Source organism: Ignavibacteriales bacterium (genome assembly GCA_015709675.1).
Classification (GTDB): domain Bacteria; phylum Bacteroidota; class Ignavibacteria; order Ignavibacteriales; family Ignavibacteriaceae; genus H2-BAC3.
The window spans coordinates 1,257,195-1,277,783 of record CP054182.1 but is presented as its reverse complement, the minus strand read 5'-3'; the positions used below and the strand labels follow the sequence as shown (position 1 = coordinate 1,277,783).

The 20,589-nt window shown below is 43.3% G+C and carries 17 protein-coding genes; 11 read left to right on the top strand and 6 right to left on the bottom strand.

The window, feature by feature from the left end; translation table 11 throughout:
* The first annotated feature begins 304 nt into the window (after positions 1-304).
* Positions 305-1,798 (top strand): T9SS type A sorting domain-containing protein, encoded by a 1,494-nt coding sequence (locus HRU80_04770; protein ID QOJ28225.1) that lies wholly within the window; start codon positions 305-307, stop codon positions 1,796-1,798.
* A gap of 65 nt (positions 1,799-1,863) precedes the next feature.
* Here HRU80_04770 and HRU80_04765 read toward each other — a convergent pair whose 3' ends face one another.
* The 6 genes from HRU80_04765 to HRU80_04740 all read right to left on the bottom strand — a co-directional run bounded on the left by HRU80_04765 (position 1,864) and on the right by HRU80_04740 (position 10,569).
* Positions 1,864-3,522: a hypothetical protein gene (locus HRU80_04765; GenBank protein QOJ28224.1), complete on the bottom strand. Its 1,659-nt coding sequence runs from the start codon at positions 3,520-3,522 to the stop codon at positions 1,864-1,866.
* Positions 3,523-3,571: 49 nt separating this feature from the next.
* On the bottom strand, positions 3,572-5,560 hold the full coding sequence (locus HRU80_04760; GenBank protein ID QOJ28223.1) for a T9SS type A sorting domain-containing protein: 1,989 nt from the start codon (positions 5,558-5,560) through the stop codon (positions 3,572-3,574).
* Positions 5,561-5,726: 166 nt separating this feature from the next.
* On the bottom strand, positions 5,727-8,315 hold the full coding sequence (alaS, locus tag HRU80_04755) for an alanine--tRNA ligase (protein QOJ28222.1): 2,589 nt from the start codon (positions 8,313-8,315) through the stop codon (positions 5,727-5,729).
* Positions 8,316-8,333: 18 nt separating this feature from the next.
* Positions 8,334-8,762 carry a hypothetical protein gene (locus tag HRU80_04750; GenBank protein QOJ28221.1) on the bottom strand — a complete coding sequence of 143 codons (429 nt, stop codon included), beginning with the start codon at positions 8,760-8,762 and terminating at the stop codon, positions 8,334-8,336.
* Positions 8,763-8,852: 90 nt separating this feature from the next.
* Positions 8,853-9,941, bottom strand: coding sequence for a 3-phosphoserine/phosphohydroxythreonine transaminase (gene serC, locus HRU80_04745; GenBank protein ID QOJ28220.1), 1,089 nt, complete (start codon positions 9,939-9,941; stop codon positions 8,853-8,855).
* Positions 9,942-9,987: 46 nt separating this feature from the next.
* The gene (locus HRU80_04740) at positions 9,988-10,569 is read right to left on the bottom strand and encodes a D-sedoheptulose 7-phosphate isomerase (protein QOJ28219.1); all 582 of its coding nucleotides are present in this window, start codon (positions 10,567-10,569) and stop codon (positions 9,988-9,990) included.
* A gap of 195 nt (positions 10,570-10,764) precedes the next feature.
* Between HRU80_04740 and HRU80_04735 the strand changes: the two genes are divergently transcribed.
* The 10 genes from HRU80_04735 to HRU80_04690 all read left to right on the top strand — a co-directional run bounded on the left by HRU80_04735 (position 10,765) and on the right by HRU80_04690 (position 20,588).
* Entirely contained in the window at positions 10,765-11,196 is a 432-nt protein-coding gene (locus HRU80_04735) for an EamA family transporter (protein QOJ28218.1), read from the top strand.
* A 29-nt stretch (positions 11,197-11,225) separates the two neighbouring features.
* The gene (locus tag HRU80_04730; protein QOJ28217.1) at positions 11,226-11,603 is read left to right on the top strand and encodes a GxxExxY protein; all 378 of its coding nucleotides are present in this window, start codon (positions 11,226-11,228) and stop codon (positions 11,601-11,603) included.
* Between the two features lie 546 nt (positions 11,604-12,149).
* Positions 12,150-13,385: a T9SS type A sorting domain-containing protein gene (locus HRU80_04725; GenBank protein QOJ28216.1), complete on the top strand. Its 1,236-nt coding sequence runs from the start codon at positions 12,150-12,152 to the stop codon at positions 13,383-13,385.
* Between the two features lie 24 nt (positions 13,386-13,409).
* Positions 13,410-14,579, top strand: coding sequence for a T9SS type A sorting domain-containing protein (locus HRU80_04720; GenBank protein QOJ28215.1), 1,170 nt, complete (start codon positions 13,410-13,412; stop codon positions 14,577-14,579).
* Between the two features lie 98 nt (positions 14,580-14,677).
* Positions 14,678-15,847 (top strand): T9SS type A sorting domain-containing protein, encoded by a 1,170-nt coding sequence (locus HRU80_04715; GenBank protein ID QOJ28214.1) that lies wholly within the window; start codon positions 14,678-14,680, stop codon positions 15,845-15,847.
* Positions 15,848-15,945: 98 nt separating this feature from the next.
* Positions 15,946-17,109, top strand: a complete 1,164-nt coding sequence (locus HRU80_04710) for a T9SS type A sorting domain-containing protein (GenBank protein ID QOJ28213.1) — start codon at positions 15,946-15,948, stop codon at positions 17,107-17,109.
* 98 nt (positions 17,110-17,207) lie between these two features.
* Complete coding sequence (locus HRU80_04705; protein QOJ28212.1) at positions 17,208-18,371, top strand: T9SS type A sorting domain-containing protein; 1,164 nt, start codon at positions 17,208-17,210, stop codon at positions 18,369-18,371.
* A gap of 98 nt (positions 18,372-18,469) precedes the next feature.
* Positions 18,470-18,979 (top strand): hypothetical protein, encoded by a 510-nt coding sequence (locus HRU80_04700; GenBank protein QOJ28211.1) that lies wholly within the window; start codon positions 18,470-18,472, stop codon positions 18,977-18,979.
* Complete coding sequence (locus HRU80_04695) at positions 18,980-19,630, top strand: T9SS type A sorting domain-containing protein (protein QOJ28210.1); 651 nt, start codon at positions 18,980-18,982, stop codon at positions 19,628-19,630.
* Positions 19,631-19,805: 175 nt separating this feature from the next.
* Entirely contained in the window at positions 19,806-20,588 is a 783-nt protein-coding gene (locus HRU80_04690) for a DsbA family oxidoreductase (protein QOJ28209.1), read from the top strand.
* The last annotated feature ends 1 nt before the right edge of the window (position 20,589 follow it).

Here is a 20,589-nt window from a genome sequence, read left to right as displayed (position 1 = left end):
GCCTTTTGTATTTTAAATAAAACAGATACTGAAATTCTTCTCCCTAATGAAGAGCAGTAATTATGCACAATGCAAGAACAGAGTTTTATGGGGCTCCGGCAGTTCTAACTGACGGCGGGTTTTTAGTGCCGGTATCTTTCATTCCCTCAAGATTGTTCCCTGAATTAAATTTTACTCTCAAACCTTTCCGACCGGACCAAAGCCCTGCCCAACTGAATTATCAGAATAATTCGTGCTCAACCGGCAGGAGCAGAAATCCCGGCTTCACACTCACACACTACTCAATACCTTACAGGAGGTAATCATGAATCTCACAGCAAAACTCATCATACTTATCATAGCTCTGGCGTTTCCCCTCTCATCACAGGTAACCTCACACCGTTATTTTCAGACATTTGATAACGGCGGATCGGAAGGATACGCAGTATTTTCAGCCGATGTTGATGTTTCCGTACAGAACGGCGGAATGGTAATCAGCACTGCCTCACAGGATATGATAAATATCATGCTTCCGCTTGGGGCCACAACCGGTGATTTTACTTACCGGATCAACAGCAGCGGCTCCGATAATATTATTCAGGGAGCTATTGGCAGGGCGGGTTTCAAATCTGAAATTGGCGTGGTGATAAAAAATGATACGGTCAGGGTTTTTTACACGGTTGATATACAATCTTACCCCAACCCAAGCTATACCATGCTCTATTCCGGACCCATGCCTTCCGTATATACCGGAATGCAGCTCAGCGGTATCCGCTCAGGTAATGATCTGATAGTAGCCGTGCAGATCAGCGGGACAACTATCTATCAGGGCACAATCCCCAATGCAGACCCTTCCCTTTTCTCCGGTTCAATGTATATCTCCGTCCTTGGAGACGGTAATCCGTACAATATTTCACTGGATGAGATTGAAATAAATTACAATCCGTATGTATCAACTCCGGGTTCTTTCTCGGACGACTTCAGCAATCCTATTTCACCCTGGAGCAGGTTCGGTGATTTCAACGTAATTGCACAGTCGGTAAATATTTCCGGAGGGAAACTTAACTTCACCTATAACGGCGTTAATCCGACCACACTTCTTGCCGCTCCTCCGGTCGGAGCAGTGCGAGATTTTACCTTTGAAGCAACCGGATCCGGAACACTCGGCTCAGACGGAGTCGGCGCTGTTTCCCGCGGGTCTGATCTGAAGCACTATATAACCGTTTTCTGGGAGGATGACAGCGTCTATATCGGTTACGCGGACGGATTTTATGAACCGGTAATTGTGGCAAGAACATCCTCAAATGTTCCCGGCACACGCTCAAAAGTTGAGGTAATCACCAGCGGTTCAAATCAGGTAGTGCGGCTGTATATGGATAACGTTTTGGTTATGACCGGCACTATTGTTAATCCTTCTGAGCGGCTGAAAACCGGACATATGATGGTAAGTTATGAAAGGACAAATCAAATTAATATCAGCATTGATGATGTGGCAGCCACCTACACCAGTGTCCTTACCAGCGCTGCTGAGACCGGAGTCCTGCAGAGCGGCGATTTTACCCTGCGGCAGAATTTTCCGAATCCGTTTAATCCGTCAACTACGATAAACTATACTCTCTCCGGCGCCGGTATCGCAAAACTTATACTCTATGATGTTCTCGGAAACACGGTAACAGAACTTGCCTCAGGTTATCACGAAGCCGGGAGCCATACAGCCATATTGAATGCCGGTTCCTATAAACTGACCAGCGGGGTCTACTATGCCCGGCTGACATCAAACGGACAAAGTCAGACCATAAAACTGATACTGATGAAGTAAACAATATCTTCAAAACAAAAAAGCGGCTCAGATTTGAGCCGCTTTTTTTTATAAAGTCATTACTTCTATATTTTTACCTTACCATCAAGCAGGTCTTTTAATAAAACCAACTTTGCTCCATAGCGGGTACCGATATACACCATGGGGGAATAACGGGTGACGCGCTCATAATCAAACAGTATCTCTATCTTGTAGCCATAAGAACGGTTCCGGCGGTAGTTAGTCACACTGCTTGATTTTATTACCATAGTTGAATCTTTATGATAAACTTCAGCATAATTTTCAGCATACTCCTTAAACCGTCCCATGGCATTGGTAATTTCCGCAACTAGAGTAACGGAGTCAATCCGGGTATAGTGAATGTTATAGATGACACTATCTGCTGCATTGCTGTCATAGTAATGTGTACGGATAAACCGGTTTTTCGTCTTAAAAGGATCAATAATTCCCACTTTCCAGAAAGTAGTAGTATATTCAAACAGGATGGCTGACCATTTATGGGACAAATGGTTTAGAGCAGGCATTACATATACATCCCGTTCTCCGGTTTCCGTATTCATAAAAAGTTCTTTGGCTTCCCGGTCAAGTTTAGCTATTTTTTCAGTTGCCAGCATTTCATTATAAACTGAAAAGGTCATCGCTATGAGAAGAATATAAACAAAAACCTTCTTTAAACGTTTAGGAAATGAATAAAGTAAAATGACAACCGCTCCGACTGACGGGATAGACTGTATATACGACAGCCGGAAATTCGGATAGTAATTATAGTAAAGCACCAGTCCCAGCACAGATGCCATAATCAAAAGACTGAAAAGAATAACTCTTCTTCGGCGAATTATATAAAATAACCCCAGCATGCTTCCGGCCAAAAGGAGCATAGTAAATACCGCTATTATCCACCCCTTGACATGATAAAACTTCCGGAAAAAATTAACTTCTGATAAATCGGTAAAATAGAAGAGGGAACCTAATCCGTTTGTCCAGTAACCTTTTGTAAAGAGTCTGACTTCAGGGAACTGTTTAAGAAAATCCTGTCCGAGTGCAAACTCTCTCAGTAAAATATACAACACTAAGATAAAAGCCATCGGCAGCATCTGCCGGAACATGGAAACAGTAAACTCTTTAGTCTGCAAATAGATCATACCGGCTATCAACGGCACAAATAATATTCCCGTTTCTTTCGATAACAATGAAAGAAGAAGCAATAAAGCAGACCAAGTATATTCTTTTATTCCGGCTTTCTCTTTGGTCAGAATATAAACCGCCAGTAAACCAAAGAACGCACTGAAAAGCTCCGTCCGCCCGCTTATCCAGAAAATATTAGTCATCCCCTGCATCCTTAGAAAGAAGTAAACAGAAGCAGCAGTAAATGCATAATTATCCGAAATGTCCAGATGCTCAGTGAATACCCGTTTAAGAACATAGTATAAAAGAAGGCTATTCAATATGTGAATCACATAATTAAGCAGATAGAATCCCGTTGGATCATTGCCATGAATGAAATATTGAACAGCAAGACTGAGGATAATCACCGGTCTGTACATACCGGATTCCCCTCCAATCCAGTCAGAAAAAATTGGAAAAGGATTTTGCTTCGCGGCGTAAATCAGAAAATAGTCATCTGCAAGAAACGGAAGCGGATAGAAAAGCAGGAAGGCAAGCACCGAAGTGCCTGCCACCGCAAAAATTAAGAATGGAAAAGACTTTAAATCTTCAAACTTCATCAATGCCCATTGATATTAAAAGAACCCTTAAGAGAATATACGTCAGGGTTTATTTCACCAGCATCAGTTTTCTGGTCATCACATTACCGCTGCCGTCAGAAAGGCGGTAGTAATATACTCCTGCTGAGAGTGATTCAGCATTTAGCGCAACAGTATGCCTGCCGGCTGAGTAAATACCCTGCGCGAGTACAGCGATTTCACTCCCCAGCATATCAAATAACTTTAATGATACCTGACCTGCTTCCGGAAGTGAAAATGTTATCACAGTTGACGGATTAAACGGATTCGGATAGTTCTGATACAGCATGAATTCAGCCGGAACAGATGCATCAACTTCAATTTCCGCTGAGTAAGATACCGTGCCGTCAAAATCAGTCTGTCTCAGGCGGTAGGTATATATCCCTGCCGGAACCTGATCGCGGAATTCATAATTCCTCGGTTGTGTAACAGTACCGGCACCCGCGACTCTGCCGGCTTCTGTCCATTCCTTATCAGCATCTCCTCTGCGTTCAATCGCAAAAAAGCTGTTATTTGTCTCCGTTGCAGTTGACCAGTTCAGAAGAACAGCATCCTGTTCATACCACCCCCGGAAGGAAACCAGCTCAACAGGGATAACCGGATTGCCAAGCTGGCCGCCCGGACTTATATCCTGCCCGTATATACCGGCATCTCCGGTGCGGGTATCACCCCAGACCAGCTTACTGTTTCCCATCGGGTCTATGCCGCCTGTCATCTGCAGTTTTGATGCGCTTTGGGCAGAAAGTGTTACAAAGTCACCGGTCCACTGGAAATCTCCGTTGGTATTAACCGCGAATCCCTCAACCGAATTATTCATTCCGCCGGTCGTCCCGTTAAGATAAAAGGCATATATACGTCCCGCCCCGCAGAAGGTATTAAACGAACTGAGACTGATGGTGAACGGAGCGGAAAGCGGCTTAAATATTTTTCCTGCCGCACCCCACTGCTGTGAGCCCGATGCATTAACCATCTGTCCTGAAACTCCGTGTGAATTCTGATTGCCGTCTGTTTCCAGCCAGAATGCAAATAAATTCTGATCAGCAGGATCAAAACTCACCACGGGATTAAACTTATGCTGGTTGTTAAACGCAGCCAGTTCAACGCCATTAACCGGATAAGCAATGCTTCCGTCACTTTTCACGCGCTGGGCAAAAGGTGCCTGAATGTTATTCTGATCACGGTCATCATGCCATGCAATAATTCCTCCCCCGAGTTTATCACTGATGACTTTTGGTTTTGAGAATGCAGCTATTCTTCCGTTATCCTGCACCTGTGTTGACCAGAGCACCGTGCCTGCGGCAGAAACTTTCTGTGCTCTCAGTTTAACCGTCTGTGCCGGGAAGTTGCCGGTTGTTACGGTATGAAGTACCATAAATGAACCGCTGTCTGAAGGAACAACATCAGGGTAACTGAAGCCTGCTGTCGGGTCATTAAGCATTTTCTGTTCATCACCCCAGAGTTTTACGCCTTCAGGAGAGAGCAGGTGCATCCCGATTTTATAGGGGTTCTGTGCAATTATCCATATAACAACAATGTTTCCATTATTAAGCACGGCTATTTTGGGATCTGCCTGATATGCTGTGCTGGTGGAGAGACCAACACCGTTTCCGCCCCAGAGATACTGACCTGAAGGACTGATTTTATATACATACGGTTTCAGTGAACCTTCACGAATATCGGTAAATGCCACAATAGCATTTCCTGAGTTATCAACTTCAAGATCATAATCAACAAGAGAAGTATTCTGCGGATTATTGCTGATGAGCAGCCCTCCGCTTGCCCAGAGTTTGTTGCCATGGAGATCAAGATTCTGCATATAAACAGCATAACCTCCGTTGCGGGTATCAAACCAGCTCACATAACTGCCGCCATCAGGCCGGACTGCAATCTTTGCCAGCGCCTGCTCTCCTGTGGTATCACAGACGGCAAAGGTGTTGTTAGGATTATTCGCCCACTGCCCGGAGACCGGAACTGCATAAGCAAAAACAAGAAGTATAAAAACGGAAACAAACCGGTTCATGAATTCCTCAAGATAGTTTCTTAAAGTTATGGGAAATATGCAAGATTCAAAAGGGATAATTGCAGGAAAAAACTTAATACTGAATCGCGGAAACAGATACCGTATTTACAGCATAAAAAAAGGGGTGAAGCCTGTTGACCTCACCCCTCTTACTTTAAGATTTTAATCAGGAAAGATATCCGGCAACAATGGCGGAAAGCTGTTTGAGTGCGTCACCGACTTTACTTGTGTCCTTCGCGCCTGCCGTTGCAAGATGCGGCTTGCCGCCTCCCCCGCCGCCAAGGATTTTCGCAATATCTCCTACAATCTTTCCGGCTGAGAGTTTCTTTTCTTTGATAAGCGTATCGGAAACAACGCAGACCAGACCCACTTTGCCTTCATGAACTGAAGCAAGCAGCCCTACTCCTTCCTTCATACGGTTGCGGAACTCATCACCGAAGAATTTCAGATCATCAACTGATGCATCATCAATCGTTCCGGTATATATGGAAACTCCGGCAGCAGTCTGCGGATTCCGGAGCAATGCCGGAAGCAGAGAAAGCTTTTCTTTCAGTTTCAGATCGTTAATCTCTTTTTCCAGTTTTTTCCGTGTATAAGTCAGTTCAAGTATGCGCGATTCAAGCTCATGCTCTTTTTCGAGCCGCTGGCGGATCCACCGTTCAACACCAAGTCCGGTTACCGCTTCAATTCTTCTTACACCGCTTGATATGGATGACTCGCTGATAATTTTAAATAATCCTATCTCACTTGAATTGCGGACGTGCGTTCCGCCGCAAAATTCTATTGAATAATCACCATACTGCACCACATTCACAAAGTCGCCGTATTTATCACCAAAGAACATAAGCGCGCCCATCTTCTTTGCTTCGTCAAATGGCATATTGCGGTGATGCTGAAGCGGTATATTCTGCAGCAGATAGTCATTGACCATTGCTTCTATGTCATTCAGCTCATCATGACTTACTTTTGAGAAATGGGTAAAGTCAAACCGTAAGCGGTCAGGCCCGACATAGGAACCAGCCTGCCCGACATGGGTACCGAGAATTTTTCTTAATGCCGAATGCATTAAATGTGTTGCGGTATGATTTCGCATGATTTCATATCTGCGGGAGCGGTCAACAGATGCGGTGATTTCCATGCCTGGTTCAAGCAGCGCGCCGCTTTCATTTTTTACGGCATGAACAGTTTTACCTTCAATCTTTGCCACATCAACCACTTCAAGCTGATACTCGGCTACTTTTATAGTACCGGTATCATCAATCTGTCCCCCCGCTTCAACATAAAAGGGAGTTTTATCCAGAATGATATATCCTGCCTCATCTTCATTCTTCACCCCTTTGATGACTGCATGAGAGGTAAGATCTTCATAGCCGGTGAATACCGTTTGCTCAGCGCCGAAAAGTGAAAAGCCATCCAGTCCTGTAAGGTTTACGCTCACGGAAGCAAACTTTTCTTTTGAAGCCTCGCGGGCTCTGTTCTTCTGCTCTTCCATCAGCTTTTCGAAACCGGCTTCATCCACACTCATCCCCTGCTCAAGAGCCATAACCCGCGTAAGATCAACAGGGAAACCGAAAGTATCATACAGCTTAAATGCATCTTCACCGGGGATAACGTTTTTCCCCTGCTTTTTCATCTCAGCAGCAATGTGCTCAAAAAGAGATATACCCTTGTCCAGCGTTCTGTTAAAACTTTCTTCTTCAGCTTTGATGATTCGCTTTACATGATCCTGGCGTGAAACAATTTCAGGAAATACATCACCCATGGTTTCGCTCAGTATATCAACCAGCTTATATAAAAATGGTTCTTTAAGACCCAGTTTTCTTCCGTAGCGCGAAGCACGGCGAAGTATTCTGCGCAGCACATATCCTCTGCCTTCATTGCCCGGCACAGCGCCGTCTGCAATAGCATAAGAAAGCGTGCGTATATGATCAGCAATAACCCGCATCGGGATCTGATCTTCTTCTTTTTCATATTTCACATTAGAGAGATGTGAAACAGCGTTAATAAGCGGCATGAATACATCGGTGTCATAATTGGAGCTTTTCCCCTGCAGCACCGCGGTAACGCGCTCAAAACCCATTCCGGTATCCACATGCTTTGCGGGAAGCTCATGCAGCTTGCCGTTTTCGTCACGGTTATACTGAATAAAAACCAGATTCCAGATTTCCATGCAAAGCGGCGAGCCGGCATTTACTAAGGTCGGATCATTAGGATTATCACTCAGATTGATATGAATCTCTGAACATGGACCGCATGGACCGGTTTCTCCCATTTCCCAGAAATTATCTTTCTCATCAAACTTTAATATATGAGAGTGCTTTATATCCGTTTCTGATTTCCAAAGCTCCATTGCTTCATCATCGGTACGGTATATTGTTGCATAAAGACGGTCTTTAGGCAGTTTCCAGACCTCTGTAAGCAGCTCCCACGCCCAGCGTATAGCTTCCTTCTTGTAATAATCACCAAATGACCAGTTGCCAAGCATTTCAAAGAAGGTATGGTGATAGGTATCATGCCCTACTTCTTCAAGGTCATTGTGCTTTCCGCTGACACGGATGCACTTTTGTGTGTCCGCCGCGCGTGTGTAGCTTCTGCTTCCTGTTGCAAGAAATACATCCTTAAACTGATTCATTCCTGCGTTCGTAAAAAGCAGAGTGGGGTCATCAAACGGCACCACCGGTGCGCTCGGCACAATGGTATGCTGTTTACTCTTAAAAAAATCTAAAAACTGCTGTCTGATCTCTCTTGATGTCATATATACTGTTTGTTTCTCTTATTCCTCGCTGAGTTTAAACTCAGATTCCTTCGTTATCGTTTTTCCAGAAAGTTCGTCTTTCACATTCCATACCAGCTTATAACCGGGAGCGGTATAGGTGCTGTCCAGTTCAAACTGAGCTTCAAGCTGCAGATCAGAGATTCTCTCACTCAGCATATCCTGCAGATCGCCTGAGTAAACCCCTTCTTTTTTAGCTCCGTCAGAGAGAATCAGATCAACCGAAAATGATATGTGATGTCTGAATTGCTTATTCTCTTCATTCTGCTGAAAACCGCGCACCTGCGCGCTGGCGTTAACTTCCCAGAGATTATCCTCATCAAGGAAGAAGGAAAATACTTCCGGATTATATACTTCAAACGGTTTTTCGTCTGACCCGCAGCCGGCAAATAGCAATACCAGCAGAAGGAGTCCCGCTGTCTTTTTCATGATTCGCTCTTTCTTATATGTAAATTTTCTATGTAATGCAGGAGAATTGTAAAGGGGCGGAAAAAAATGCTCCGCCCCTGATAATGAGTATTATCCGTTATTCTTCATGAAAGTGTTCATGAAGTCAACCAGATCCGCAACTCCCTGTTTCGGGAATGCATTATAAATTGATGCGCGGAGACCGCCGACTGAACGGTGTCCTTTCAGGCCGTCAAAGCCGGCTTTGGTTGCCTCGGAGATCAGCTTCTTTTCCAGTTCTTCACTCGGAAGATTGAAGGTGATATTCATAAGCGAACGGGATCCTTTTTCAGCATGCCCGCGGAAGTAACCGCCGCTCTTGTCAATACAATCATAAAGCAGACCGGCTTTTTCCTTGTTCATCTTATACATTGCTTCCAGGCCGCCGAGTCCTTTCAGATACTTGCCGACTAAGCTGATGATATATATACCAAAAGTATTCGGTGTATTGTAGAGAGAATCATTCTCCGCCTGAATCTTATAGTTCAGCATGGTGTGCAGGGTGCTCTGTGAGCGCTCAAGCAGGTCTTTTCTGATGATAACCAGAACAACACCCGAAGGACCGATATTCTTCTGCGCGCCGGCGTAGATCAGACCGTATTTGCGTATATCAATCGGCTTGTGGAGGATGTCTGATGATGCATCGCATATGAGCGGTACATTGCCTACCTCCGGCTCACTCATCCACTGTGTTCCGAAGATGGTGTTGTTTGAGGTAAAGTGAACATACGCTGCTTCAGGATCAAGCTTTAACTCTGATTGTGCTGGAATTCTCTTAAAGTTTTCTGCTTCAGTTGACGCGGCAATATTAACCGTACCAACACGCTTTGCTTCCTTTACTGCTTTCTGGCTCCAGGTTCCTGTTACGATATAATCGGCTTTATTAACCGGAGGCATCAGATTCATCGGTACCATTGAGAACTGTAATGATGCTCCCCCCTGAAGAAAGAGGATTGCATAGTCATCAGGCACACCAAGCAGATCTGCCATATCCTTTTTCGCATTGGCAATAATCTCGTCAAATTTCTTTGAGCGGTGGCTGATTTCCAGAATGGACATACCCACACCCGGAAGCGTGAAGAGATGTTCCTGTGCTTCTTTAAGAACCGGTTCAGGGAGCACCGCCGGTCCCGCGCTGAAATTATATATTCTTTTTTCCATGATTCATTTCCTGTATTCTATGATGCGTTTAGTGTCCGGATATATATTATCCGTACAATTCAAGTTCTGTCAGTTCGCAGATGATGTGGGCCACCGTAATGTGCCCTTCCTGAATGCGCTGCGTGTTGGAGGATGGGATAACAATGGGTATATCCACCTGGTCATTCAGTTTACCGCCGCTGCCTCCAAGAAATCCGACGGTTACCATTCCCTTTTCTTTTGCCTTCGCAACTGCTTTAATCACATTTGGTGAATTTCCGCTGGTTGAAATAGCTATCAGCATATCACCTTTTGCACCGAGCCCTTCAACATTCCGCGCGAAAACATTTTCATAACCGATGTCATTGCCCCCCGCAGTCAGATTGGAAGAGTCTGTTGTAAGCGCGATGGCAGCAAGTGCCGGCCGTTCAATCTTATGGTTAAGCCGTATCATAAACTCCGTTGCGATGTGCTGGCAGTCAGCAGCGCTTCCGCCATTGCCGCAGAGGAGCAGTTTGTGACCTGCTTTGTATGCAGCAACCAGAGCATCAATTGCACCCAGAACCGGCTCACGGCACTCAGCCATGATCTTCAGTTTGGTTTCGCTGCTTTCTTTAAGGGAATCGTTAAAAAACTGTACTTTATCCAAATATCATCCTGCTTTAGTTTGGGGCAGATTCCTGACCGGAAATTGCCTAAAATCGATAAAAACAATATGAAAATATAAGAAAGATTCCGCAGAAGTTTCCCCGGTTAAGAGGGGTGAAAAAGCCGAATTTACTCCGGCAGGCGGGGGATTTTCGGTAAATTTGAGGGTATTTTTTTCACTTTTACAGCGATTTTTATGGAATCATATAAACCTATTATTTACGCAATTTTAACAGCAATGGCATGGGGAATCGGCGGATATTTTGAAAAAAAGGGGCTTCACCTCGGAAATCTCCCCCCTCAGCTTGGCATCACCATCCGGACATTTGTCGCGCTTATCATTCTGGGGGTGGTCAGTTTTCCCCATTGGGGTAAAATTGCCACTGCCGGGCCTAAAGCGCTGACCTACATGGTCATCGGCGGCGGGGTGGTTGCCGGTTCAGTCGGGATGCTCTGTTTTTATGCGGCCATCAAAGGAGCCCCCCTGACCAAAGTAATGCCCATTGCTTTTACCTCACCCCTGTTCGGCGCACTTATGGGAATCATCCTTGGCGGCGAACCCCTTACCCTCAAAACCATCATCGGCATGCTCATGACCATCGGGGGAATCATCGTGCTGACGATTTGACATAATTCGTTTAATTAAAAAAGGCCTATATGACCGACAATCTTATATACAAAGAAGAATCCTATCTGATAATCGGGAAATGCTTTGAGGTGCACAGGAGTTTAGGATGCGGATTCCTTGAGGCGGTATATAAAGATGCATTGCAACATGAGTTTTACACTGCCGGAATAGAATTTAAGAGAGAAAGAGAGTATAAGATTTACTACAAAGATCAATTACTCGCTCACAGTTACTTTGCTGATTTTGTAGTAATGGATAAAATTATTCTTGAGGTAAAAGCAATATCTGCTTTGACCGATCAGCATATTGCACAGACACTTAACTATCTTGCGGCATCAGGCAATAAGCTTGGAATATTGGTAAATTTCGGAGAAGCTAGTTTGAGATACAAGAGAATAGTATTATAGGTAATGAAGACAGCAGCCGTCACGCGACAAATTTAACACTAATTAACACGAATTTGAGAACACTAATTAACACGAATTATATTTGAACATTTAGTACAATTCGTGTTTTTAATTAGTGTAATTCGTGTTCGGAATTAGTGCAATTCGTGTTCGTAATTAGTGCAATTCGTGTTCGTAATTAGTGCAATTCGTGTTCGTAATTAGTGCAATTCGTGTTCGTAATTAGTGCAATTCGTGTTCGGAATTAGTGCAATTCGTGTTCGGAATTAGTGCAATTCGTGTTCGGAATTAGTGCAATTCGTGTTCGGAATTAGTGCAATTCGTGTTCAAAATTGGTACAATCCGTCTAGTCCGCGGCCCTTGCTTGGAAGTTTGCAAAACGTTTATTAATTTTCTTCCATAGTTAATGGGCAGCAGGCGGTTTTCAGGTACTGCCTCTTAATTTCAGGTACTCTCCCTGTTTTTCTGGACTTATCGTGCTCTAAAACGCAGAAAATTGGGTTCTCTGATTATAATAATTCTTCAGGATTAGGAGGAATACTAATCGTGTCTAAAATAGTATTCACATTTCTGCTCTCAGGTATTTCCCTGTTTGCTCAGTTCACTTACCCCCTGGCTCCGGAGGTGTGGAGCAAACCGGAGAAACTGCTCCCGGATAGTTTGGCGCAATTACCATACAACCCGTTTAGTCTTACTTCCACAGGTGATACTCTGCTTTACGGATTTCAGTATGTTTATTTTATCTACAAGGATTCAGCCGGTAACTGGCAGGGGCCGAAGATGCTGAGTCCTCTCTATGGAATTCCCAACTATTCACCAGACTATCCTGTTTTAACCCCTGACAAAAAAACCCTGTATTTTACCGATTTACGCAGCTTCAAGATGTATAAATGCCGGTTTAATGATTCAACAGGTGTGTGGGGCACTCCTGAGGTTTTTTATGACAACGGTTTCAATGTTAACCCCTACTGGTACTGTATCAATTTTCTGAACGACAGCACAATGTTTGTTGTGGGAGAGGGGCGAACCCGGCTTGCAAGAATGGTCAATGGTAAATGGTTCCCAAATTATGAGTATCCAAAGCCCGGGAAAGGACTTTGGTGGTTTGATGGAATATGGCTGTATAAGAATGGATTACGGGCATATCTGGCTACCGGCTCTATGATAAATAACGATATCTATTTACAATATATATCTGATACAATAACTGCTGCAAAGGAACTCAAAGTATTGAATTTAAGCAGGATGTCAGACAGTTTATATCAAATTGGGGAATATGCCGGAAGATCAGAATATTTCCCCTATCTTACTCCCGATCGCAAAAAGATGATCTTTATTGCAAATTATGACAGTGTGTTTAAGTATTATGTAAGCAGACTGATAATTGATGAAAACGGAGATTCGGTTTTAACAGGCACAAAAGAAGAATCATCGGTGGAATTTCCAAAAGAAATCGAATTTTATCAGAACTACCCAAATCCTTTTAACCCTGAGACAACCCTTTCCTTCCGGTTGCCGGATGAAATGAGTATTTCTCTGAAAATCTATTCCATAGACGGGAGTGAAATACGCACACTGGCTAAAGGGAAATACCCGGCTGGATATCACACGGTCAGGGTGAGCGGGTTTCCGGCGTCAGGCATATATATTGCATCACTTATAACAAAGATCAGGCATCTACTCACAAAAGATACTTCACATAAAATAGGAGGAAAAATGTTGCGCATAGTTCTAACCGCCATAGTATTCTTTTTCTTTACTGTTCCTTATGTTCGCGGTTAGCCGTAACGAAAGTGGCAAATACCAATGCTGTCTAAAATAGTATTCACATTTCTGCTCTCAGGTATTTCCCTGTTTGCACAGTTCACTTACCCTCTGGCCCCGGAGGTGTGGAGCAAACCGGAAAAACTGCTCCCGGATAGTTTGGCGCAATTACCATACAGCCCATTTAGTCTTACTTCCACCGGTGATACTCTGCTTTACGGATTTCAGTATGTTTATTTTATCTACAAGGATTCAGCCGGTAACTGGCAGGGGCCGAAGATGCTGAGTCCTCTCTATGGAATTCCCAACTATTCACCAGACTATCCTGTTTTAACCCCTGACAAAAAAACCCTGTATTTTACCGATTTACGCAGCTTCAAGATGTATAAATGCCGGTTTAATGATTCAACAGGTGTGTGGGGCACTCCTGAGGTTTTTTATGACAACGGTTTCAATGTTAACCCCTACTGGTACTGTATCAATTTTCTGAACGACAGCACCATGTTTGTTGTCGGGGAGGAACGAACCCGGCTTGCAAGAATGGTCAATGGTAAATGGTTTCCAAATTATGAGTATCCAAATCCCGGATTTGGACTGTCTTGGATTCATGGTTCATGGCTATTTAATACAGGAATGCGAGCATACTTTAGCTCAAGCGGATCGAATACTTTTAACAGGCAGCTATATATTAGATATATTTATGATACCGTTAGTACATCCGCGGAAACAAAAATACTCAACATCAGCACAGAATCGGACAGTCTGTTTTTATCCGGGCAGTATAAAGGAAGGGAGGAAACTTTCCCCTATCTTACTCCCGATCGAAAAAAGATGATCTTTATTGCAAATTATGACAGTGTGTTTAAGTATTATGTAAGCAGACTGATAATTGATGAAAACGGAGATTCGGTTTTAACAGGCACAAAAGAAGAATCATCGGCGGAATATCCAAAAGAAATCAAATTTTATCAAAACTACCCTAACCCTTTTAATCCTGAGACAACACTGTCCTTCCGGTTGCCAAATGAAATGAGTATTTCTCTGAAAATCTATTCCATAGACGGGAGTGAAATACGCACACTGGCCAAAGGGAGATACCCGGCCGGTTATCATACGGTCAGGGTGAGCGGGTTTCCGGCCTCCGGCATATATATTGCTTCGCTGATAACAGAATCTGGTATCTATTCACAAAAGATACTTCACATAAAATAGGAGGAAAAATGTTACATATAGTTTTGACAATCGTGGATTTCTTTTTCTTTACCGTTCCTTATGTTCACGATTAGCCGTAACGAAAGTGGCAAATACCAATGCTGTCTAAAATAGTATTCACATTGTTGCTCTCAGGTATTTCCCTGTTTGCTCAGTTCACTTACCCCCTGGCCCCGGAGGTGTGGAGCAAACCGGAGAAACTGCTCCCGGATAGTTTGGCGCATTTACGATTTAATCGTTTTACGCTGACAACAACAGGAGATACCCTTCTTTATGGATATCAGTATGTTTATTTTATCTACAAGGATTCAGCCGGTAACTGGCAGGGGCCGAAGAAGCTGAGTCCTCTCTATGGCATTCCTGCTTATTCACCAGATTACCCGGTATTAACCCCTGACAAAAAAACCCTGTATTTCACAGATTTACGGAGTTTTAGAATGTATAAATGCCGGTTTAATGATACAACGGGGGTATGGGGCGCTCCTGAGGTTTTTTATGACAACGGTTTCAATGTTAACCCCTACTGGTACTGTATCAATTTTCTGAACGACAGCACAATGTTTGTTGTGGGAGAGGGGCGAACCCGCCTCGCAAGAATGGTCAATGGTAAATGGTTTCCAAATTATGAGTATCCAAATCCCGGATTTGGACTTGCCTGGGGACATGGTTCTTGGTTGTTTAAATCAGGCATGAGGGCATACTTTAGCTCAAGCGGAACGACTACTTTTAACAGGCAACTATACATTAGATATATTTATGATACCGTTACCACATCTGCCGAAACGAAAATACTCAACATCAGCTCAGAATCGGACAGTCTGTTTTTATCCGGTCATTACAAAGGAAGAGAAGAAAGTTTCCCCTATCTTACCCCCGACCGTAAAAAGATGGTCTTTATTGCAAATTATGATAGTGTATCCAAGTATTATATAAGCAGACTGATAATTGATGAAAACGGAGATTCAGTTTTAACAGGCACAAAAGAAGAATCATCAGAGGACTATCCAAAAGAAATCGAATTTTATCAAAATTACCCCAACCCTTTTAATCCTGAGACAACCCTGTCATTCCGGTTGCCGGATGAGATGAGTATTTCTCTGAAAATCTATTCCATAGACGGGAGTATAATAAACACACTGGCTAAAGGGAGATACCCGGCCGGTTATCATACGGTCAGGGTGAGCGGGTTTCCGGCCTCCGGCATATATATTGCTTCGCTGATAACAGAATCTGGTATCTACTCACAAAAAATACTTCACATAAAATAGGTGGAAAAGTGTTGCGCATAATTCTAACAATCCTTGTTTTCTTTTTCTTTACTGTTCCTCATGTTCGCGGTTAGCCGTAACGAAAGTGGCAAATACCAATGCTGTCCAAAATAGTATTCACATTTCTGCTCTCAGGTATTTCCCTGTTTGCTCAGTTCACTTACCCCCTGGCTCCGGAGGTGTGGAGCAAACCGGAAAAACTGCTCCCGGATAGTATGGCGCATATACGATTTAATCGTTTTACGCTGACAACAACAGGAGATACCCTTCTTTATGGATATCAGTATGTTTATTTTATCTACAAGGATTCAGCCGGTAACTGGCAGGGGCCGAAGAAGCTGAGTCCTCTCTATGGCATTCCTGCTTATTCACCAGATTACCCGGTATTAACCCCTGACAAAAAGACCCTGTATTTCACCGATTTACGCAGCTTCAAGATGTATAAATGCCGGTTTAATGATTCAACAGGCGTGTGGGGCACTCCTGAAGTTTTTTATGATAATGGCTTTAATGTAAACCCACGCTGGTACTGTATCAATTTTCTGAACGACAGCACAATGTTTGTAGTCGGAGAAGAACGAACCCGCCTCGCAAGAATGGTCAATGGTAAATGGTTCCCAAATTATGAGTATCCAAAGCCCGGGAAAGGACTTTGGTGGTTTGATGGAATATGGCTGTATAAGAATGGATTACGGGCATATCTGGCTACCGGCTCTATGATAAATAACGATATCTATTTACAATATATATCTGATACAATTACTGCTGCAAAGGAACTCAAAGTATTGAATTTAAGCAGGATGTCAGACAGTCTATATCAAATTGGGGAATATGCAGGGAGATCAGAATATTTCCCCTATCTTACTCCCGATCGCAAAAAGATGATCTTTATTGCAAATTATGACAGTGTGTTTAAGTATTATGTAAGCAGACTGATAATTGATGAAAACGGAGATTCAGTTTTAACAGGCACAAAAGAAGAATCATCGGTGGAATATCCAAAAGAAATCAAATTTTATCAAAACTACCCTAACCCTTTTAATCCTGAGACAACACTGTCCTTCCGGTTGCCAAATGAAATGAGTATCTCTCTGAAGATCTACTCAGTAGATGGAAGAGAAATAAGCTCACTGGCTAATGGGAGATACCCGGCCGGTTATCATACGGTCAGGGTGAGCGGGTTTCCGGCCTCCGGCATATATATTGCTTCACTGATAACAGAATCAGGTATCTACGCACAAAAGATACTTCACATAAAATAGGAGGAAAAATGTTGCGCATAGTTCTAACAGCCATAGTATTCTTTTTCTTTACCGTTCCTTATGTTCACGGTTAGCCGTAACGAAAGTGGCAAATACCAATGCTGTCTAAAATAGTATTCACATTTCTGCTCTCAGGTATTTCCCTGTTTGCTCAGTTCACTTACCCCTTGGCTCCGGAGGTGTGGAGCAAACCGGAAAAACTTCTCCCGGATAGTTTGGCGCAATTACCATACAGCCCATTTAGTCTTACTGCCACAGGTGATACTCTGCTTTACGGATTTCAGTATGTTTATTTTATCTACAAGGATTCAGCCGGAAACTGGCAGGGGCCGAAGAAACTGAGTCCTCTCTATGGAATCCCCAACTATTCACCAGACTATCCTGTTTTAACCCCTGACAAAAAGACCCTGTATTTCACCGATTTACGGAGTTTTAGAATGTATAAATGCCGGTTTAATGATTCAACAGGCGTGTGGGGCACTCCTGAAGTTTTTTATGATAATGGCTTTAATGTAAACCCACGCTGGTACTGTATCAATTTTCTGAACGACAGCACAATGTTTGTTGTGGGAGAGGGGCGAACCCGGCTTGCAAGAATGGTCAATGGTAAATGGTTCCCAAATTATGAGTATCCAAAGCCCGGACAGGGTTTATTCTGGAGTAATGGTATTTGGTTAAATCATACTGGTTTTCGTGCATACTACTCATTAGGGCAAACTCAAAACTTTGATATATTGTTAAAGTATATGAATGATTCAGATACTTCAATCCTGATGACGACAATATTAAATTTAAGTACAATGTCAGACAGTTTATATCAAATTGGGGAATATGCAGGGAGATCAGAATATTTCCCCTATCTGAGTGCCGACAGGAAAAAGATGGTTTTTATTGCAAATTATGACAGTGTGTTTAAGTATTATGTAAGCAGACTGATAATTGATGAAAACGGAGATTCGGTTTTAACAGGCACAAAAGAAGAATCATCGGTGGAATTTCCAAAAGAAATCGAATTTTATCAGAACTACCCAAATCCTTTTAACCCTGAGACAACCCTTTCCTTCCGGTTGCCGGATGAAATGAGTATTTCTCTGAAAATCTATTCCATAGACGGGAGTGAAATACGCACACTGGCTAAAGGGAAATACCCGGCTGGATATCACACGGTCAGGGTGAGCGGGTTTCCGGCGTCAGGCATATATATTGCATCACTTATAACAGTATCAGGCATCTACTCACAAAAGATACTTCACATAAAATAGGAGGAAAAATGTTGCGCATAGTTCTAACCGCCATAGTATTCTTTTTCTTTACTGTTCCTTATGTTCGCGGTTAGCCGTAACGAAAGTGGCAAATACCAATGCTGTCTAAAATAGTATTCACATTTCTGCTCTCAGGTATTTCCCTGTTTGCACAGTTCACTTACCCTCTGGCCCCGGAGGTGTGGAGCAAACCGGAAAAACTGCTCCCGGATAGTTTGGCGCAATTACCATACAGCCCATTTAGTCTTACTTCCACCGGTGATACTCTGCTTTACGGATTTCAGTATGTTTATTTTATCTACAAGGATTCAGCCGGTAACTGGCAGGGGCCGAAGATGCTGAGTCCTCTCTATGGAATTCCCAACTATTCACCAGACTATCCTGTTTTAACCCCTGACAAAAAAACCCTGTATTTTACCGATTTACGCAGCTTCAAGATGTATAAATGCCGGTTTAATGATTCAACAGGCGTGTGGGGCACTCCTGAGGTTTTTTATGACAACGGTTTCAATGTTAACCCCTACTGGTACTGTATCAATTTTCTGAACGACAGCACAATGTTTGTTGTGGAGAGGGCGAACCCGGCTTGCAAGAATGGTCAATGGTAAATGGTTCCCAATTATGAGTATCCAAAGCCCGGGAAAGGACTTTGGTGGTTTGATGGAATATGGCTGTATAAGAATGGATTACGGGCATATCTGGCTACCGGCTCTATGATAAATAACGATATCTATTTACAATATATATCTGATACAATAACTGCTGCAAAGGAACTCAAAGTATTGAATTTAAGCAGGATGTCAGACAGTTTATATCAAATTGGAGAATATGCCGGAAGATCAGAATATTTCCCCTATCTTACTCCCGATCGCAAAAAGATGATCTTTATTGCAAATTATGACAGTGTGTTTAAGTATTATGTAAGCAGACTGATAATTGATGAAAACGGAGATTCAGTTTTAACAGGCACAAAAGAAGAATCATCGGTGGAATTTCCAAAAGAAATCGAATTTTATCAGAACTATCCCAACCCTTTTAATCCTGAGACAACCCTTTCATTCCGGTTGCCGGATGAAATGAGTATTTCTCTGAAAATCTATTCCATAGAAGGGAGTGAAATACGCACACTGGCTAAAGGGAAATACCCGGCCGGTTATCACACGGTCATGGTGAGCGGGTTTCCGGCCTCCGGCATATATATTGCTTCGCTGATAACAGAATCTGGTATCTACTCACAAAAGATTATGTATCTGAAATAGATAAAAGCTTGCCTGCAAAGAACCCTACTGGAAAAAAAACTCCCTGCCATCAGCATAATCCGTTAATTCCGCGGTCAATAATCCGTGCAATCTGTTAATCCGTGATCAGAATCTGCACCTCCCGGAATCAATTTTTCATCGTACATTTACATACTGATTATTAAATTTTATTACCATGGCACAAGTAGAAATAGACATTATATCCGATGTGGTCTGCCCATTCTGTTATATCGGCAAGACCCATCTTGAACGCGCAATTAAAAAAACCGGTCTTGACCCTGTCATCCGCTGGCATCCTTTTCAGTTAAATCCCGATCTGGATGAAGCCGGCGTTGACCGCATCCAGCACATGAACGCCAAATTCGGCAGTCCCGAAAAGGTTGAAAAAGCCGAAAAAGTGGTGGTTGAAATGGCTGAAAAAGCCGGAATACACTTCAATCTGACCGCTCAGAAAGTCCAGCCAAATACCTTCCGGCTGCACAAACTTCTGGCTCTGGCACAGATGGAAAACCTGGGGAACGAGCTTCAGGTGAAATTTTTTGATGCATTCTTCGTTAACGGTATTGACCTGAGCAAGGAGGAAAACATCCTCGATGTTGCCGAAACTGCCGGGCTCGACCGCTCAGAAGCCAAGGCCTGTCTGGATGACGAGACTTTCTCCGAAGAGCTCCGTTATGCGGAAAGCGCGGCAAAGGGAACCGGAGTCCGTGCCGTTCCTTTCTTCATCTTTAATAATAAGTTTGCCGTAAGCGGTGCGCAGCCGGTGGAGACTTTTATTGAAGCGCTCACCAAAGCCGAGGAAGAGGCCTCAGCGCTCCGCACAAAAAAGAAACCGGTAAAGAGCGAGGATGAGGATATAGATCCTGATCTTGAAGAGGATCTGCCGTTAGATGAATATGACGAAGAGGATTTTGACGATGATGAGTTTGATGATGACTACAGAAGGAAAGATGACTGAG

What these genes read in the sequence shown, in the direction of transcription:
- HRU80_04770 (QOJ28225.1), top strand. Translation starts at nt 305, where the DNA reads ATGAATCTCACAGCAAAACTCATCATACTTATCATAGCTCTGGCGTTT.
- HRU80_04765 (QOJ28224.1), bottom strand. Translation starts at nt 3,522, where the DNA reads ATGAAGTTTGAAGATTTAAAGTCTTTTCCATTCTTAATTTTTGCGGTG.
- HRU80_04760 (QOJ28223.1), bottom strand. Translation starts at nt 5,560, where the DNA reads ATGAACCGGTTTGTTTCCGTTTTTATACTTCTTGTTTTTGCTTATGCA.
- alaS (QOJ28222.1), bottom strand. Translation starts at nt 8,315, where the DNA reads ATGACATCAAGAGAGATCAGACAGCAGTTTTTAGATTTTTTTAAGAGT.
- HRU80_04750 (QOJ28221.1), bottom strand. Translation starts at nt 8,762, where the DNA reads ATGAAAAAGACAGCGGGACTCCTTCTGCTGGTATTGCTATTTGCCGGC.
- serC (QOJ28220.1), bottom strand. Translation starts at nt 9,941, where the DNA reads ATGGAAAAAAGAATATATAATTTCAGCGCGGGACCGGCGGTGCTCCCT.
- HRU80_04735 (QOJ28218.1), top strand. Translation starts at nt 10,765, where the DNA reads ATGGAATCATATAAACCTATTATTTACGCAATTTTAACAGCAATGGCA.
- HRU80_04730 (QOJ28217.1), top strand. Translation starts at nt 11,226, where the DNA reads ATGACCGACAATCTTATATACAAAGAAGAATCCTATCTGATAATCGGG.
- HRU80_04720 (QOJ28215.1), top strand. Translation starts at nt 13,410, where the DNA reads ATGCTGTCTAAAATAGTATTCACATTTCTGCTCTCAGGTATTTCCCTG.
- HRU80_04715 (QOJ28214.1), top strand. Translation starts at nt 14,678, where the DNA reads ATGCTGTCTAAAATAGTATTCACATTGTTGCTCTCAGGTATTTCCCTG.
- HRU80_04710 (QOJ28213.1), top strand. Translation starts at nt 15,946, where the DNA reads ATGCTGTCCAAAATAGTATTCACATTTCTGCTCTCAGGTATTTCCCTG.
- HRU80_04705 (QOJ28212.1), top strand. Translation starts at nt 17,208, where the DNA reads ATGCTGTCTAAAATAGTATTCACATTTCTGCTCTCAGGTATTTCCCTG.
- HRU80_04700 (QOJ28211.1), top strand. Translation starts at nt 18,470, where the DNA reads ATGCTGTCTAAAATAGTATTCACATTTCTGCTCTCAGGTATTTCCCTG.
- HRU80_04695 (QOJ28210.1), top strand. Translation starts at nt 18,980, where the DNA reads ATGGTTCCCAATTATGAGTATCCAAAGCCCGGGAAAGGACTTTGGTGG.
- HRU80_04690 (QOJ28209.1), top strand. Translation starts at nt 19,806, where the DNA reads ATGGCACAAGTAGAAATAGACATTATATCCGATGTGGTCTGCCCATTC.